Source organism: Marinomonas mediterranea MMB-1 (assembly GCF_000192865.1).
In the GTDB taxonomy this organism is placed as follows: Bacteria; Pseudomonadota; Gammaproteobacteria; order Pseudomonadales; family Marinomonadaceae; genus Marinomonas; species Marinomonas mediterranea.
This window is the reverse complement of record NC_015276.1, coordinates 3,804,237-3,820,991: the sequence shown is the minus strand read 5'-3', so window position 1 is coordinate 3,820,991 and position 16,755 is coordinate 3,804,237. Positions and strand designations below refer to the sequence as shown.

Annotated in this window: 12 protein-coding genes; 5 read left to right on the top strand and 7 right to left on the bottom strand. The window is 44.1% G+C overall.

What is annotated here, in order from left to right; translation table 11 throughout:
* From ubiB to MARME_RS17445, 4 genes are all read right to left on the bottom strand, one after another.
* A complete protein-coding gene (ubiB, locus tag MARME_RS17460; RefSeq protein ID WP_013662590.1) occupies positions 1–1,644 on the bottom strand; it encodes a ubiquinone biosynthesis regulatory protein kinase UbiB in 1,644 nt (547 codons plus the stop codon).
* Between the two features lie 2 nt (positions 1,645–1,646).
* Positions 1,647–2,402, bottom strand: coding sequence for a bifunctional demethylmenaquinone methyltransferase/2-methoxy-6-polyprenyl-1,4-benzoquinol methylase UbiE (ubiE, locus tag MARME_RS17455; protein ID WP_013662589.1), 756 nt, complete (start codon positions 2,400–2,402; stop codon positions 1,647–1,649).
* A 363-nt stretch (positions 2,403–2,765) separates the two neighbouring features.
* Complete coding sequence (locus MARME_RS17450; protein ID WP_013662588.1) at positions 2,766–4,292, bottom strand: GGDEF domain-containing protein; 1,527 nt, start codon at positions 4,290–4,292, stop codon at positions 2,766–2,768.
* A 22-nt stretch (positions 4,293–4,314) separates the two neighbouring features.
* Positions 4,315–4,932, bottom strand: a complete 618-nt coding sequence (locus MARME_RS17445) for a thiol:disulfide interchange protein DsbA/DsbL (RefSeq protein ID WP_013662587.1) — start codon at positions 4,930–4,932, stop codon at positions 4,315–4,317.
* Positions 4,933–5,443: 511 nt separating this feature from the next.
* Here MARME_RS17445 and yihA point away from each other — a divergent pair.
* Positions 5,444–6,082 carry a ribosome biogenesis GTP-binding protein YihA/YsxC gene (gene yihA, locus MARME_RS17440; RefSeq protein WP_013662586.1) on the top strand — a complete coding sequence of 213 codons (639 nt, stop codon included), beginning with the start codon at positions 5,444–5,446 and terminating at the stop codon, positions 6,080–6,082.
* Between the two features lie 185 nt (positions 6,083–6,267).
* On the opposite strand, the gene hslO is transcribed toward yihA, so the two are convergent.
* Entirely contained in the window at positions 6,268–7,137 is an 870-nt protein-coding gene (gene hslO, locus MARME_RS17435) for an Hsp33 family molecular chaperone HslO (RefSeq protein WP_013662585.1), read from the bottom strand.
* Positions 7,138–7,435: 298 nt separating this feature from the next.
* Between hslO and MARME_RS17430 the strand changes: the two genes are divergently transcribed.
* The 3 genes from MARME_RS17430 to ppk1 all read left to right on the top strand — a co-directional run bounded on the left by MARME_RS17430 (position 7,436) and on the right by ppk1 (position 12,883).
* Positions 7,436–9,361 (top strand): ATP-binding cassette domain-containing protein, encoded by a 1,926-nt coding sequence (locus MARME_RS17430; protein WP_013662584.1) that lies wholly within the window; start codon positions 7,436–7,438, stop codon positions 9,359–9,361.
* Positions 9,362–9,468: 107 nt separating this feature from the next.
* The gene (gene hemB / locus MARME_RS17425) at positions 9,469–10,461 is read left to right on the top strand and encodes a porphobilinogen synthase (protein WP_013662583.1); all 993 of its coding nucleotides are present in this window, start codon (positions 9,469–9,471) and stop codon (positions 10,459–10,461) included.
* A gap of 160 nt (positions 10,462–10,621) precedes the next feature.
* The gene (gene ppk1 / locus MARME_RS17420; RefSeq protein ID WP_013662582.1) at positions 10,622–12,883 is read left to right on the top strand and encodes a polyphosphate kinase 1; all 2,262 of its coding nucleotides are present in this window, start codon (positions 10,622–10,624) and stop codon (positions 12,881–12,883) included.
* 189 nt (positions 12,884–13,072) lie between these two features.
* Here ppk1 and MARME_RS17415 read toward each other — a convergent pair whose 3' ends face one another.
* A complete protein-coding gene (locus MARME_RS17415) occupies positions 13,073–13,534 on the bottom strand; it encodes an Lrp/AsnC family transcriptional regulator (RefSeq protein WP_013662581.1) in 462 nt (153 codons plus the stop codon).
* Between the two features lie 138 nt (positions 13,535–13,672).
* Here MARME_RS17415 and MARME_RS17410 point away from each other — a divergent pair, with 138 nt between their 5' ends.
* Positions 13,673–14,713, top strand: a complete 1,041-nt coding sequence (locus MARME_RS17410) for a zinc-dependent alcohol dehydrogenase family protein (protein WP_013662580.1) — start codon at positions 13,673–13,675, stop codon at positions 14,711–14,713.
* 138 nt (positions 14,714–14,851) lie between these two features.
* Here MARME_RS17410 and ppx read toward each other — a convergent pair whose 3' ends face one another.
* Positions 14,852–16,372: an exopolyphosphatase gene (gene ppx, locus MARME_RS17405; RefSeq protein ID WP_013662579.1), complete on the bottom strand. Its 1,521-nt coding sequence runs from the start codon at positions 16,370–16,372 to the stop codon at positions 14,852–14,854.
* Positions 16,373–16,755 lie beyond the last annotated feature (383 nt).

Here is a 16,755-nt window from a genome sequence, read left to right as displayed (position 1 = left end):
TTACGGTTTTAATACGAGCAGGTATAGACCTGCGAAAAAGAGTCCGAGGCTTAACAAATCTGCCGTCGCTAGGTGCTCTAAAGCAATAGGGTCGGTTGTGATCCATGCCGCAGCTAGACTTACTAAGCCTAGCATCTTAAACGGCATATTGCGGCGACCTTTTTTAATCTCTTTGCCCAATGCGCTGATGGCCTTAGTTTGTTCCGCCATGCGTTCTTCTTGGTGAGAAAGGTGGGTTAAAGCTGAAAACACAAGATTTGGTATCTGTGGTAGTTGCCCCGCCCATTCTGGTGCTTGTTTTTTGACTTCGTCAAGAACGCGTCTTGGGCCTACTTGTTCGCTCATCCAGCGTTCAAGGAATGGCTTAGCCGTGACCCATAGATCTAAATCTGGGTACAACTGGCGTCCTAGACCTTCGATGTTTAACAGTGTTTTCTCAAGCAATACGAGTTGAGGCTGAACTTCCATATTAAAGCGACGAGCCGTCTGGAAAAGCCCCAATAGAACTTGGCCAAAAGATATGTCTTTTAGTGGCTTAGCAAACATAGGTTCGCAGACGCTTCGTATTGCGGATTCAAAGGCATGTATTGGTGTGCCTTTTGGAACCCATCCACTTTGAACGTGAAGCTCCGCCACCATGCGATAATCGCGTTTAAAGAAAGCCAATAAGTTTCTAGCAAGATAGCTCTTGTCTTCATCATCCAAGCTTCCCATTATTGCGCAGTCTATGGCAATGTACTTTGGTCGCTCAGGGTTCGATACATCAACAAATATGTTGCCAGGGTGCATATCGGCATGGAAGAAGCTGTGTGAGAATACTTGAGTAAAGAATATTTCGACGCCGCGCTCAGCAAGCACTTTCATATTTACATTGGCAGCATTGAGCGCTTCAATATCAGCGACGGGAATGCCTGAAATGCGCTCAATGACCATAACATCTTTGCCGCAGTAGTCCCAATGTACTTGAGGAACGTACAGTAACGGAGAATCAGTAAAGTTGCGTTGCAAAAGCCCTGTATTCGCAGCTTCTTTGGCGAGATCCAGTTCGTCAAGAATAGTGTATTCGTAGTCAGTTACAACCTCGACTGGACGCAGTCTACGGCCGTCTGTGCTGACTTTTGCGACGAAGTGCGCCAACATATAGAGTAGCCCAATATCTTGGCGAATTGTTTTCTCTATATTAGGACGAATGACTTTGACGACGACGTCTTCACCCGTTTTGAGCTTTGCTGTATGCACTTGCGCAATGGATGCTGAAGCCAGAGGCTCGATAGAAAATGCTTCAAATACATTCTCGACGCTATCCCCTAATGACCTTTCGATGATCTTCTTCGCTGTTGCACCAGAGAATGGAGGGACTCTGTCTTGTAGTTTGGCGAGTTCGTCAGCAATATCATCGGGCAAGAGGTCGCGGCGTGTGGACAGTATTTGTCCAAATTTGACAAATATTGGACCGAGCGATTCTAGTGCGAGCCGTAGTCGTTCGCCTCTGTTTTTTTCGGCGGATTTTCGACCAGGTGAACAAACTAGCCCTATGGTGTAGCGAATATACCAAGGTAGTAAGCTAAATGGGATGAAGGTATCTAGGCGAAAGCGTACCACTGTATAGGCGATACGCAGTAAGCGAGTTGCACTTTTCCACATGGTTAGAACTTAAATCCTTTATGAAGAGCGACAATGCCCCCTGTCATATTTTGGTAGTTTGTGCGCTCAAAACCGACTTCATCCATCATGCTTTTTAAGGTCTCTTGATCTGGATGCATGCGAATGGATTCTGCAAGGTAACGATAACTTTCAGCATCGTTCGCAATGATCTTACCCATCGCAGGGAGTAAGCGGAAAGAGTATTGATCATAAAGAGTGGATAAGTGTTCAGATTCAGGCTTAGAAAACTCTAAAACCAACAAGCGGCCGCCTGGTTTCAGGACGCGGTACATGGAAGCGAGTGCTTTGGATTTGTCTGTAACATTGCGAAGACCAAAAGCAATGGTGATACAATCGAATGTATTGTCAGGAAAGGGCAGTGCTTCTGCGTTAGCCTGAACGCATTTTACATTACCAACAACGCCTTTATTTGCCAGTTTATCGCGGCCTACTTTTAACATGGAGTCATTGATGTCTGCGAGAACAACTTGTCCTTCACTTCCCACCAAACGTGCGAACTTTAACGTAAGGTCTCCAGTGCCGCCGGCGATGTCTAAAACGGTTTGACCTGATCTTACGCCCGACTGGCTAATAGTATGACGTTTCCAAAGACGGTGTACGCCACCTGACATAAGGTCGTTCATGATGTCGTATTTAGCGGCAACAGAATGGAACACTTGCGCTACAGCGTCGACTTTTTTCTCTGTTGGGATTTCTTGAAAACCAAAATGCGTTGTTTTGTTTTGATCGTCTTGCATGATCCGTCTTTCCTGCAAACGTGCCGATAAAAAGGCACAGAGTAAATGATATACGTTCTATTGTAACTGGCGCGAAGATAATGTAACAGGGTTGAGGGAAGGGAAAAATAGTCCAGCGGGTGATTAGGTGGAATTAGTTTGAATTTATTGAAAAATCACGGTTTTCGATGTACTGGCAGGTGCTGTGCTTAAGTGCTCGACGCTTTGACGTTTTATAGGTGCGTTAACTTCTCTCTAAAGCTATTTATATCCTAACTATTTACCTCTTAACTATCTATTTCTTAACCATCTACCTAATAAGCAGCGTGCCCAAAAGAGGCTTAGTTGGTTAGGGAGATGGTTAAGAGGTATATCGCTAAATAGCTAAGCTTTGCCGCTAACAACTTTGTTTCGACCTGATTCTTTTGCTTCGTACAAGTGTTTGTCTGCTCTTGCGAAGATAGATTCATGATCATCGTTAGCGTTAAGGTAATCCATACCAATAGAAATCGTGACGGACACGGGTTGACCTTCAACGTTGAACGGTGTTTTTTCGACGGAGGCGCGAACTGCTTCTACTTTAACATGGCATTCTTCTACCGTAGACGCAGGAATCAGCAGCACAAACTCTTCGCCGCCATAGCGGAATAATAAGTCTTCTTTGCCAACCGCACTCAAAATTTGTTTAGGGACTAGGCGAAGGACTTTGTCACCAGCGAGGTGTCCCCAAGTGTCGTTTATCTTTTTGAAATGGTCTATGTCACAAACAGCCAAGCAGAGTGGCTTGTTCGTTTTTTTGGAGTTCACTATTAGAGGGAGAATGGTTTCTAAGTACGCCGCTCTGTTTGGTAGGTTGGTCAGTGAGTCAGTCATCGCTTCGGCGATTTTTTGTTGCATGCGCGACCGCATGTTAGTCGCGTCTTTTTCCATTCTATTAACTTTACTTTTTAAGTTGGTAATAGACTGAGTTGCCTGTTCTTCTTGCTTCTTGATCTGCTCGCGATACCGTCCCATTGTTCCGCTTAGCTCAACCATATGTTGACCAATTAGGGATTTAAGAGCACCTAAATCACTGGCTTCTAAGAGCGCTGAGTTCGTATCTTCAACATGCTTTTGTAGAGACGTGTCGAAGTCCTCTCGATGAGCGGTTAGGTTTTTTTGACTTTTATAACTCGTAACTATTGAGGCATTGATGCTCGCAAGTTGTTTATTTAAATGCGTCAGGTAAGTGGCTAGATCTTCTTGAGGTTTACCTACGGCAACTAAAACAAGACTGATCACTTCGTCCAAAAGAATCGGTAAGTGATTTAGATCTTTATGGTCATTTAGCTCACTGATAATGTCTTCAGCTTGGTTCTCGTATTCGGATGGAAGCTGAAGGTCGCGAACAAGGGCGATGAGCTTGTGGCAAATATGCGCGGTTACTTCTTCGACCTGAGGAGAAGCTTTATCTTCTTCTTTATCTTTCTTAAATAAACGTGAAATTAAGGAAGAAGAGCGCTCGTCCTTTTTGGTTGTGAACGTGAGCTTGGCAAGCTCTGAAAACTGTTGTAGCAGAATGGGCCACGAAGTGCTGGATTGCCATTTACTGCGCAGTGATTGCTCAAAAGCTCTCTTTTCGTTGATAGGAACTTGGTAGTGCTCTAGGCCTTCTAGCGTATTTAGAAGCTGATGAAGACCGTCTCGGAAAGATTGAGCTTTACTAAGACGATCTTCATCGAGTTTTAGCAGGAAGGGTTCAATAGTACGCATTGCAAGTTCGACGACTCGAATATCATCTGTTTTAGAGACATCGGCGCGAACTTGCTGGAGAACTTTGTCTAGTTCAGGATCAGAGCCTTCGGCCAGCATGCTGGTACGAGAAACAGTTTTACGTAGGGCTTCTACTAACTTGTCCTGAGCTGTCGACATTTTGATTCCTACCTTGCTAGGGTTATTTGCGTTCTTTCTCAATCAAGTAATCAACAACTTTGTATATGTTGTTGTTACCACCTGCGGTTTCTGCTGTAACGAGGTACTTACCGTTAACAACTAAGCCGGGTACACCGCGAGCGCCATAGCCTCGAACTTTTGCTTTACCTTGATTCAGACGGCTATTTACTGCAAACGAGTCGTATTGTTTCTTAAATTCATCTTCGCTCACACCGTAATCAGCGAAAAACTCAGCTAGATCATCTTCGTTGTTTAAACGACGACGGTCCTGATGAATCGCGTTAAATAGATCTGAATGTATTTTGTGCTCAATGCCTAGTATATCCGCAATATAGAACGCTTTTGCATGAGCTAGCCAACCTCTTCCGAATACAGCGGGGATAAATTTAAAATCCACGTCTTTTGGCACATTTTTCATCCAAGCCTGAGTAAAAGGCTCTAGGCGGTAGCAATGCGGGCAGCCGTACCAGAAGATTTCGACTACTTCGATTTTGTCCGGGTTTTGAGTACGAACAGGGTTCTTTATTTCAGTGTAACCGTTACCGTTTGAATATTCTTGAGCGAATGCAGCTAAAGGTAACAAGAATGAAAACAACAAGGCTGAGATCAGCTTTTTCATTTTTAATCTCCATTTAAAGAAGGGGTTAAAGGGGGCAAAATAGCTTGTAAAAAAGTGAAGTCGATTAATAGAGAACACTTTCTAATAGCTTGATATCTATGAGTCCTTTACCCGAAAAAAGTTCGATCAAGAGATATTTTTTAAGGAAACTACTAATCAGTTATAGGAGTTTCCTCGACCAATAATAGGGCAAAAATACCTTAAGATCGCTAACAATTAAGTAACTATATATGGGGTGTTTTGTAACGGCTAGTAAAGTCATTATGGCAACACGTGTTTTATTATCCTTTATTTAAATCCCAATTGCTTGTGTAATTTTTACCGGACTGAGCCTATCAGTGTGTCGTCTTACTTTCTTGAGATGACGTTTAGGCGATATTTTCACCCATAATCGAGTGGATTTGTTATAATCCGCTTCTTGAGCCCATGTGTCCCTAATTAACGGATTATTTTAGAGCATTGTGGAGCGACGAAACCTTTATTTAAGACTCATTCTACTGAACTATATTCTATGACCCCTTTTGACTCTGTTTTCCAGTCCGCGCATTTCATTAAGAGTGCTGAAAAGTTATCACAATGCCCCGTTGATCAAGGCTTGGAAGTGGCGTTTGCGGGTCGTTCCAACGCCGGTAAATCGACGGCTTTAAATACCTTGACCAATCAACGTAAACTTGCTCGAACGTCGAAGACGCCAGGTCGAACACAGTTAATTAACTGTTTTGGGATGAATGTCGAAGATCGACGCCTTATTGACTTGCCAGGCTATGGATTTGCAAAAGTGCCTGTTGCAATGAAGATCAATTGGCAAAAGCACATGCAAGATTACCTCATGAACCGTCGATCTCTCGTTGGGGTTGTATTGGTAATGGATGTACGCCATCCGTTAAAAGAGTTCGATGTTATGATGTTGGATTGGGCAAAGTCGAATAAAGTGCAAGTTCATGTATTGCTGACTAAGTCCGATAAACTTAAGCGTGGCCCGGCAAAATCGGCTGCGTTGCAAGTTAAAAAATACATGAAAGAAAACGAGGTGATCGGTAGCGTGCAAAACTTCTCAGCGCTTAAAAACGACGGTGTCGATACGTTGCGACTTAAGCTTGCTGAATGGCTGATGTTGGAACCGCCTGCAGATAAGAAGGCATCTGCTTAAAAGCTTAAGAAGAGAAAGCGTCTATAAAGTATCCATTTATAGACGTGGTGCTCAAGAGATTGAGATTACAAGCACGTAATGCTTATAAAAAAACCGGAATGATAAATATCATTCCGGTTTTTTTATTGTTTCTATTTTCTGGCGCCCATTTTTTGATTTCTCATTAATGGAAGTGAGTAACCTGTTTAGTGGGTTTGCTTTAAGTCACCCAAAAGGTCTGCAAGGTCGTCTTTTGTGAAGACATAAAGTTCGGCGCAAAATTGGCAGTCTGCGCTGATTTTTCCTTGTTCACTCAAAATTTGACGAACTTCTTCAGCGCCCAGTGATGCAACGGCGTCGCGAGTGCGCTGTCGTGAGCATGAGCAGCCAAATTGCATTGCTTTAGCGTCGTATAAGCGGACATCTTCTTCGTGATAGAGACGGTGTAGTAGATCCACAGTTGATAACTCTAAAAGTTCTTCATTGGTTACCGTTGAGGCCAAGTGCGTAAAGCGGCCCCAAGCATCCTCGTCGCCTTCTTTCGCTTGTTCTGCTGGAAGGCGTTGCAAGAATAGACCGCCGCATTGTGTATCGTTTGCCGCTAACCAAACTCGGCTGGGAAGCTGTTCTGATTGGTAGAAGTACTGCTCAAGACACTCTGCTAATGTATCTCCAACCACTTCAACAATGCCTTGGTAGCGTTGGCCTTTCTTTGGTGAGATGGTAATGATGAGGTAGCCACCTTCAAGCAGCTCTTTTAATGACAGTTGCTCAGGAACTTTTTGGTTCTCATCCCATTGTGCTATACCGCGTAAATTCTGGTTTTCATCACATTCGGTCATGAGTGTTTGGAGAAATCCATTGCCTTTACATTGCAAGGATAGAACACCGTCAATTTTAACAATGTCTCTCAGCAATGAGATTGCAGCCACAAATTCACCCAGTAAGCTTTCAATTGGCTTTGGGTAGTCCTTTCGACTGATAATATTTTGATACGCTTCGTTTAGAAGAACGCGCGCTCCTCGAACATTTGTGTTGTCGAAAGAGAAGCGTTGAATTTCATTTATGTTGGTCACAGATTTCACCTTTCGTGGGCTTCACGAACGAAGTGGTTAGAAATACTGCGAATGGAATTAAACACTGAAATCAGTGGAGCGATTCGCAGCGTCCCTAACTTTATTATTAAACTATGCGCGCATTTTACGCGTTGCAGGACGTCAGTTCTAGTTTATGTGGTGCAAATTAAGAGGAGACAGGGTGTTTCTTGATAATACGTCTTTAGTTTATTAGGTCAGCGCTCTAAAATGCTTGACGGTCTCGATGATTGATCCAAATCACGATGACGTTTTCTTATTAGAATTACATTAGGTTTGTATGATTCAATTTTCTCAAGTGAGTTTGCAGCGCGGAACTCAATTTCTACTCGAAAACGCTGACATGACCCTTTTTGAAGGGCAGCGAGTTGGTTTAATAGGCGCAAATGGCGCGGGTAAATCGTCCTTATTTGCTTTAGTTAGAGGAGAGCTATCCGCAGATACTGGCGAAGTTTTGCTTCCCGGGCAGCGTCGAATTGCTTTTATGGCGCAAGAAGTGGAAGAAACTCATCGAAGCGCATTGGATTATTGCTTGGATGGCGATGACCGTTTAAGAGAAATTGAAGCGCATATTGAGAAAAGCCAAACCAATGGAGACGATCACGCACACGCCCATTGGCTCAGTGAATATGAAAATGCACAAGGCTATACAGCAAAATCACGAGGCGAAATGTTGCTACAAGGTTTGGGCTTTAAAATGTCTGACATGGACAGGCCAGTTGCTGATTTTTCTGGTGGGTGGCGTATTCGCTTAAACCTTGCGCAAGCCTTAATGTCTCCGTCCGATATTTTGTTACTTGATGAGCCGACGAACCATTTGGATTTAGATGCCGTGATGTGGTTGGAATCATGGTTGCGAGCTTACCCCGGCACGTTATTTTTAATCTCGCATGACCGAGATTTTCTTGATGGAATTTGTTCGCACATTGTTCATTTGTTTCAGAAAAAACTAACGCTTTATACGGGACATTATTCGGCCTACGAACGTCAAAGAGCGGAGCACCTTGCACAACAGCAAGCAACGCATGAAGCGCAACAAACAAAGCGTGCTCATCTACAGAAATATGTCGATCGTTTTCGCTATAAAGCGAACAAAGCGAAACAGGCACAAAGTCGCCTTAAAATGTTGGAGAAAATGGAAACGATTGGGCCGGCTCATGTCGATTCCCAGTTTCAGTTCTCTATCCCTTTTGCAGATAAAACATCGGACCAGCTTGTTAATCTGATACAGGCGGATTTGGGTTATGTTCTGGAATCTGGTGAGAAAAAAGTACAGTTAGCACAGACAGCGTTCTCCATCCGAAATGAGCAGCGAATTGGTTTGTTGGGCCCTAACGGGGCAGGTAAATCCACGTTAATAAAAACGTTAGTGGGTGAGCTGGATCTGTTAGATGGTGAACGAATATACGGTGAAAATACGAAAGTTGGGTACTTTTCTCAGCATCAACTCAGCGCTTTGGATTTAGAAGCATCCCCTGTTCTTCATATACAACGTATCTCGCCGAAGGCGTTAGAGTCAGATGTAAGAAAATATTTAGGGGGCTTTGGTTTTACTGGAGACGATGCGCTGAGACCTGTAAAAGGCTTTTCTGGTGGCGAAAAGGCGCGCTTGGCGTTATCTCTTATCGCTTGGCAAAAACCTAATTTATTGGTGCTCGATGAGCCGACGAACCATTTAGACATTGAAATGCGCCATGCTTTAACTGAAGCGCTGCAGGAGTTTGAAGGTGCGATTTTAGTGGTATCGCATGATCGACATTTATTGAACAGTACCGTTGATGAGTTTTATTTGGTTGCCGATCATCAAGTGGTTGGATTCGATGGTGACCTCAAGTCATACCATGATTGGTTGCAGGCGCGTCAGCAAGCGAGCAAACAAAGTGACTCAGCAGACCTCGCGACAGGCCAAGTTGTTGAAAAGGTCGACAAGAAAGAAGAGCGACGTCGAGCAGCTGAGAAGCGCGAACAGTTACGACCGCTGAAAAAGGCACTAGAAAAGCATGAGAAAGGGCTGCAAAACGCCCAACAGCAGCTTGATGGTATTGCTGAAAAAATGGCGGATAGCACTTTGTATGAAGCGCAAAACAAAGACACCTTACAGGTGCTTTTGGCTGAAGAGGCAACTTGGAAAAAAACGTTAGAAGAGCATGAAGAAGCTTGGTTTATTGCTCAAGAAGCGTTGGAAGAAGCGGAATCCGAGTTGTAATACGTGTTTTATTTGTTTGTTTATTCGATAAAGTGAATATGACGTCACTTTGTCACGACATTGTCATAAAAAGTTTATAGTTTAGCCCACGATAATAGGAGTGCTGGATGGCCTTTTTACTAAACCGAATGCGTCGTATGCGTAAAGATGAGTTTTCTCGTAGATTGATGCGTGAACACAGGTTAAGTAGCGATGATTTGATTTATCCAATGTTTGTTATAGAGGGCGAAAATCAGCGTCAGGTTGTGCCGTCTATGCCGGGCATCGAGCGCGTATCAATTGACCTTCTTGTTGAAGAAGCAAAAGAATTGGTTGAGCTAGGTGTTCCTATGTTGGCGCTCTTCCCTGTTGTAGAAGGTGACAAAAAGTCGCTTTTGGCAGAAGAAGCGTACAACCCAAATGGTTTGGCTCAACGAGCGGTGAAAGCCGTACGCGAAGCATGCCCTGACTTAGGCATAATGACCGATGTTGCATTAGACCCGTTCACGACGCATGGGCAGGATGGCATCATTGATGAAACTGGCTATGTTGTTAACGACGTCACCGTCGATGTGTTGGTCAAACAAGCGTTGTCTCATGCTGAAGCGGGCGCTCAGGTTGTCGCGCCATCTGACATGATGGATGGTCGAATTGGTGCTATTCGAGAAGCGTTAGAAGCAGAAGGTTATATACATACGCGTATCATGGCGTATTCTGCGAAATATGCTTCCGCATATTATGGCCCGTTTAGAGACGCGGTAGGATCAAGTGGTAACTTAGGTAAAGGCAATAAGTTTAACTACCAGATGGACTTCGCAAATACGGACGAAGCCATTCGAGAGGTGATGTTAGATCTTGAAGAGGGGGCGGACATGGTGATGGTCAAACCTGGAATGCCTTATTTAGATGTGGTCCGTCGAGTTAAACATGAACTTGGCGTGCCGACTTTCGCTTATCAAGTAAGTGGTGAATATGCGATGCAGATGGCGGCATTTGATAACGGATGGTTGGACAAAGATTCGGTCATGATGGAATCTTTATTAGCGTTTAAACGCGCTGGCGCAGATGGCATATTAACGTACTTTGCGAAAGACGCAGCAAGATTGTTGTTGAGTAAATAGGCTGTACTCTTTTTAAATGCAGCCTTAAATATCCTATTTTGAAGCCGCCTAGGGCGGTTTAAATAAAAATACAATGGCACTGTAATGAGTGTTGTTGTAGTTTGTAGTGGAGACGGAATTTAGTCTCCACGATGATTAAAATACTGGAGTAATAGAGCGCATGTCTGATCAGTCTGTGGCAGAAGTTGAAAAAAAGGTGGTTCAGTCGCCATTTGAGACGAGTGAATCTAATCAAAAGGAATCGGTAAAAGAGTCAGATGTTGTAGAAGATATTGTACTTGAACCGATCCCAGAGCAACCGCTAGATCCAAGCCAAGTATCGATTGAAAAGCGATTGCCAGAAGAAATTAACCTTTCTGATCCCGAACTTTATTTCAACCGTGAACTTAGCCACTTACAGTTCAATGCGCGTGTACTCGAACAGGCGATGGACGAAAACCATCCTATCTTAAACCGTTTGATGTTCTTGTGTATTTTTAGCTCAAACATGGATGAGTTTTTCGAAATCAGGGTTGCAGGCTTGAAGAGCCAACTAGAATACAGTCGTGAGACAACTGGCCCTGATGGCATGCATCCTAAAAAAGTATTAGGACTTATTTCCGAACAAGCTCATAAGCTTGTTCGTCGACAGTATCGAATTTTAAACGACATTATCTTTCCAAAGATGGCGGAAGAGAATATTAACTTTATTCGCCGCTCAGAATGGAATGACAAGCAAGCCGCTTGGGTAAAACGGTATTTTCGAGACAACGTTCTGCCTATCATCAGCCCCGTTGCGTTGGATCCTGCTCACCCTTTCCCACGTCTTGCAAACAAAACGTTTAACTTTGTTGTTGAGCTAGAAGGTCGCGATGCATTCGGACGTGAAAACGGTTTGGCTATTGTGCCTGCACCGAGCTCTCTTCCTCGATTGGTTAAACTGCCTGATGATGTGTGTGAGAGCGGCGACAATATGGTTTTCTTGTCGTCTATTATCCACGCGCACGCAGACCAGCTCTTTCCAGGTATGACGGTAAAAGGTTGTTACCAGTTCCGTCTTACTCGTAATGCGGACCTCGAAGTGGACTCCGATGACATTGGCGTCGATTTGGCCGGTGCGCTTCGAACTGAGCTTCAAAGTCGTCATTACGGTAGCTCGGTACGTTTGGAAATCGCAGACAATTGTCCAATTCACATTGTTGAATCGTTATTGACTCAGTTCGATTTGACTGAACAAGACATGTATCGAATTGACGGCCCTGTAAACTTAAGCCGATTGATGGCGGTATTGGATCTTGTCGATCGCTCTGATCTGACCTACGAACCATTTTCGCCTGGGTTGCCAAATAAATTGGCGAAGCCTGGCGGCATCTTTGATTCCGTTAAGCAACGGGATTATCTGTTGATGCACCCGTTTGAAAGCTTCTCTCCTGTTGTAGACCTGTTAAGCGAAGCCGCGAAAGATCCTAAAGTCGTGGCGATACGCCAGACCTTGTATCGAACGGGAGCGCGTTCGCCAATTGCCAATGCCTTGGTAGAAGCAGCCCGAAATGGTAAAGAAGTGACCGTCGTTATTGAATTGCGTGCACGTTTCGACGAAGCTGAAAACTTGGCTTTGGCGAGTCGCCTTCAAGACGCTGGTGCCATTGTTGTATATGGTGTTGTGCGTCATAAAACACACGCTAAAATGATTTTGATCGTTCGTCGTGAGAATTCTGAGTTGGTCCGATATGTGCACTTGGGAACAGGGAACTATCACGCGGGCAATGCAAGGCTATACACCGATTACAGTTTCTTGACCTGTGATAAAGAGATCGGTGAAGACGTGCATCGAGTGTTCCAGCAATTAACGGGCATGAGTAAAGAGCTAAAAGTTAAAAAACTTTTGCATGCGCCATTTACGCTGCGTGACCGTTTGTTGGATATGGTTGAAGCAGAAGCTGAGAATGCCCGCAAAGGTGAGCCTTCTCGCATTATCATCAAAGTAAACTCATTAACAGAGCAACGTTTGGTTCGAGCACTTTATAAAGCTTCTCAGGCGGGGGTGAAAATTGACCTAATTGTTCGTGGTATTTGTACGCTTCGCCCAGGTATTAAGGGAGTGTCTTCAAATATCAGAGTACGCAGTATTATTGGTCGATTCCTCGAACATACTCGGGTCTACTATTTCTACAACAACCGTAATCCATTGGTGTACTTATCCAGTGCGGACGGTATGGATCGAAACCTAAATAACCGGGTTGAAGTTGCCTTCCCTGTTCAGGATTACAAGCTAGCACGACGTGTTAAGAAAGAGTTGGAGCATTACTTAAACGATAATACTCAGAGTTGGTTACTTCAAAGTGACGGCTCTTATCAATTATCTAAGCCTCGTAAAGACGAATACCGCAGTGCACAGAGAGCGCTGATGGGCGAGTTAGCAAATAGCTCTCGTTCGAGTTAACGTTGTTATCATTCAGACGGTGTAGAGTCGTCTGTAGATAACGTTAGAATGCAAAAAAATCCTCGTCATTGTACGGGGATTTTTTAATTGTTAAATGCTAAAAGCTTGCTTTCTCAAATCGAGTTCGACGAGCCTTGTTTAATTAAGGTTTGGTCTATATAAGCGAACTTGTCTGAATTGATCATTTTATTAATTTAGCGGTAGGCGTGTTGAGGCTTTTACCTCTCTAAGTGAAATGTTAGAACGAATCGCTGAAACCCCAGGTAATTTTCGTAAGGTACCCTCTACGAATGAACTGTAATCATCTAGATCTTTTGCGACGACCTGAAGCATAAAATCCGCTTCCCCCGTCGTGTTATGACATGCCAGTACATTTTCGGATTCAGCAATAATCTGCTCAAAAAGCAAAGTACTTTCTTCGTCGTGGCTAGTACAAGATATCTGTACGAACGCCATTACGCCAAAACCGACTTTTCGACGATCAATATTTGCTTGATAGCCACTGATCACTTTGTCCTTTTCGAGTTTTTTTAAGCGCCGCCAACACGGGGTTTCGCTTAGAGAAAGTGACTCTGCCAATTTCGCATTGGAAAGGCGTCCATTTTTCTGTAATAGAGCTAATAGAAGGGTATCGGTTTTATCAAATGCCATAGTAGGGGACATTCCTTTTTAATAATGCTTATATAAGAAAGACTCTTCTAATAATCATGTTTTTTTTGAATGAAATAGCAAGGTAATTTCTAACTGATTTTGTAGACTTCTAGTAATACGTTTATTAAGAGGTGCACCATGAAAGCCGTAGTGATAGAGCAATTCTCATCTTTACCTACTATTCAAACCGTTGCCGATCCCACTCTAGCCAATCATGGGGTTGTGATTAAAGTGGAGGCGACGGGAGTTTGTCGCAGTGATTGGCACTGTTGGCAGGGCCACGATACTGATGTGGTGCTGCCTCATGTACCTGGCCATGAGTTTGCAGGAGTGATTGCAGAAGTAGGTAAAGACGTCACTCGATTCAAAATAGGGGACCGTGTCACGGTACCTTTTATCAATGCGTGTGGCGGATGCCCTGAATGCCATTCAGGAAATCATCAAGTCTGTGGCAGTCAAACTCAGCCCGGCTTCACTCATTGGGGCTCCTTTGCTGAGTTCACCACGGTTGACCAGGCGGATGTTAACCTTGTCTCCATGCCTGAGGACCTTGATTTCACGACAGCGGCAAGTCTGGGTTGTCGCTTCGCGACGTCATTTCGGGCTGTAGTTGATCAAGGTAAAGTCTCGGCAGGGCAGTGGGTCGCGGTTCATGGTTGTGGCGGTGTCGGCCTGTCTGCGATTATGATTGCACAGTCCTTGGGGGCAAATGTTATCGCTATTGATATCGAGCAAGGTAAGCTAGAACTTGCAAAGTCTTTAGGCGCTGTTGCCACGATCAATGCCAATCAAGTGGCGGATGTCGCTGAAGCCGTTATCGAAATCACCAAAGGTGGTGCGCATGTCTCAATGGATGCATTGGGCCACTCTATTACTGCATTTAATTCGGTGAGAAGTCTACGTAAACTAGGTAAACACATCCAAGTTGGGTTATTGCTTGCCGATCACGAGTCACCACCAATGCCGATGTCAAAAGTGATCGCCGATGAGCTAGAAATTATTGGTAGTCATGGCATGCAGGCATACCGTTACGATGCGATGCTAAGCATGATGTTATCTGGAAAATTAACGCCGCAAAAATTGCTAGGCCGCACTATCAACCTTGAGCAAGCCATTGAAGCGCTCACTACCATCGATACGTCAAGTGCGGCTGGCGTCACTATCATCACAGAGTTCTAGCAAGCTATTGAGCTGATCTAATAAAGCAAAATGTTCTTTGCTGGCACCGATAACGGAGTTATCTCTCGATAAAAAGAACCCCAGTCAAAAGCTGGGGTTCTAAGGTCATCGGTTTCTATGTACAGGTTCGTATCAAGGTTAGCTAAATGTCAGCTTGTAGCCCGCACTTGATAAATAATCTGCTTCACGTTGAAGGTTTGCAACGGTTAGAGGTCTTCCTTCTAGCCAGCCCTCTAAAAACTCCGCGTGCAGTGTTTTGTCTTTTGCGACTAAATTGAAAATAGGAATATCGCCTTCTTTTCTGTCTTCATGCAGCAAGTGAGACAAACGTAAAAGAATGGCTAACCGGTCCAAGTCTTGCTGATCTCGCTTGGTAAATTTAAATTCTAATGACTGTGTGAATTTACGACGGTGGCGTAAGACTAGATTTGCGAGGGCCTGCTGCTCTTGTTGAGAAAAGCCTGGCATGTCAGATTCGCCAATAATATACGCGCCATGTTTGTGATAACGGCTGTGAGAAATCCCGATGCCGACTTCATGAAGCAAACCAGCCCATCTGAGCATGTCTTCACTGGATAAGTTGTTAAGCTGCCAAGCGTTGCTTACCTGAGAGAGCGCAGAAAGTGCTGTTTGGGTGACGAGCTTTACCTGTTCAAGATCAACATGATACTGATTTACAAAATAGTTTACCGTGCGTTCACGTATATCCGATTCTGCATAACGTCCCATCATATCGTATAGAACGCCTTCACGAAGAGCGCCTGTCGAAAAGTCCATTTGTTCAATTTCAAAGCATTCAAACACAGCGGTTAAAATTGCAAGGCCAGCGGCAAAGGTCGATTTGCGTTCTGGCTTCAGTCCGACAAGGTCTATGTTGTCGGCATGGCCTGCTGCAATGAGTTCTTTTTGCAGCTGTTTCAGTGTTTTGGGCGTAATGCCTTTCTTACCCCAGCCATTTTCTTTGATGATATTAAATGCGGCTTTAATGGTACCAGACGAACCAATGGAGACATCCCATTGTTCGTCGAGATAATCTTCTTGAATGCTGAGCAGTTCCAGACGTGCGGCCGTGACGGCTTTTTGAAAGTTGGATTTAGTGATTGTGCCGTCAGCGAAAAAGCGCTGGCGAAAGCTAACACAGCCCATATGCAAACTTTCAGTAAGAATGGGGTCTAAAGCGCGGCCAATAATAAACTCGGTACTGCCACCACCAATATCAACCACGAGTCGTTTTTGATCGCCGTGATCCATTGTTTTTGAGACGCCAACATAAATCAGTCGAGCTTCTTCTCGCCCTGCAATGATTTCGACAGGGTGCGAGATAACGTCCATCGCTTTCAAAATGAAGTCATATCGGTTTTTTGCCGCACGCAGTGCGTTTGTTCCGACAATTCGGACTGCGCCAGGTGGAAGGTCGTCAATAACTTGAGCAAACTGCGCGAGACAGTCTAAACCCCTTTGTTGAGATGCATCGTCTAATCTATCGTCACTCTGCAATCCTGCTGCAAGCTGAACTTTATCTCCAAATTGACCTGTAATACGAAGCTGTCCATGCGTAACCTGTGCAACGACCATGTGAAAACTGTTTGAACCGAGGTCGATGGCAGCAATTTTTTCAAATGGGAAGTCGTGGGATTGTTGCAGTAAAAGTGATTGCATCCAATTAAAGCCTTGTTTTGTCTATTTTGAAACTCTATGACGCACAACCTTCGCTTCTTTGTTTACCATTTGGCAAAAGCGGGTTGGGATCTAGAGTGCCGAATGAGTGACTTGGGACGAGGGCCCCAAAACTGACATAGGTGGATTTTACACACTAATGAACGAAATCAACATAGAAGGATGGGCATCAATTTTACTGTCGTTCGCGTTACTTACTGTGATAAAGCCTATAATTAAGAGCAGACAGACTACTTTCTGTTTGTTTTTTGAACATTGATTGTATGCTATTCCCTTGTTATTGATCAAAAAATAGCAAAAAAAGCATTTTTCATGTATTTTCCTATAGACCTTGCGAATAAGTCGAACTATAGTACCTAGTGTCT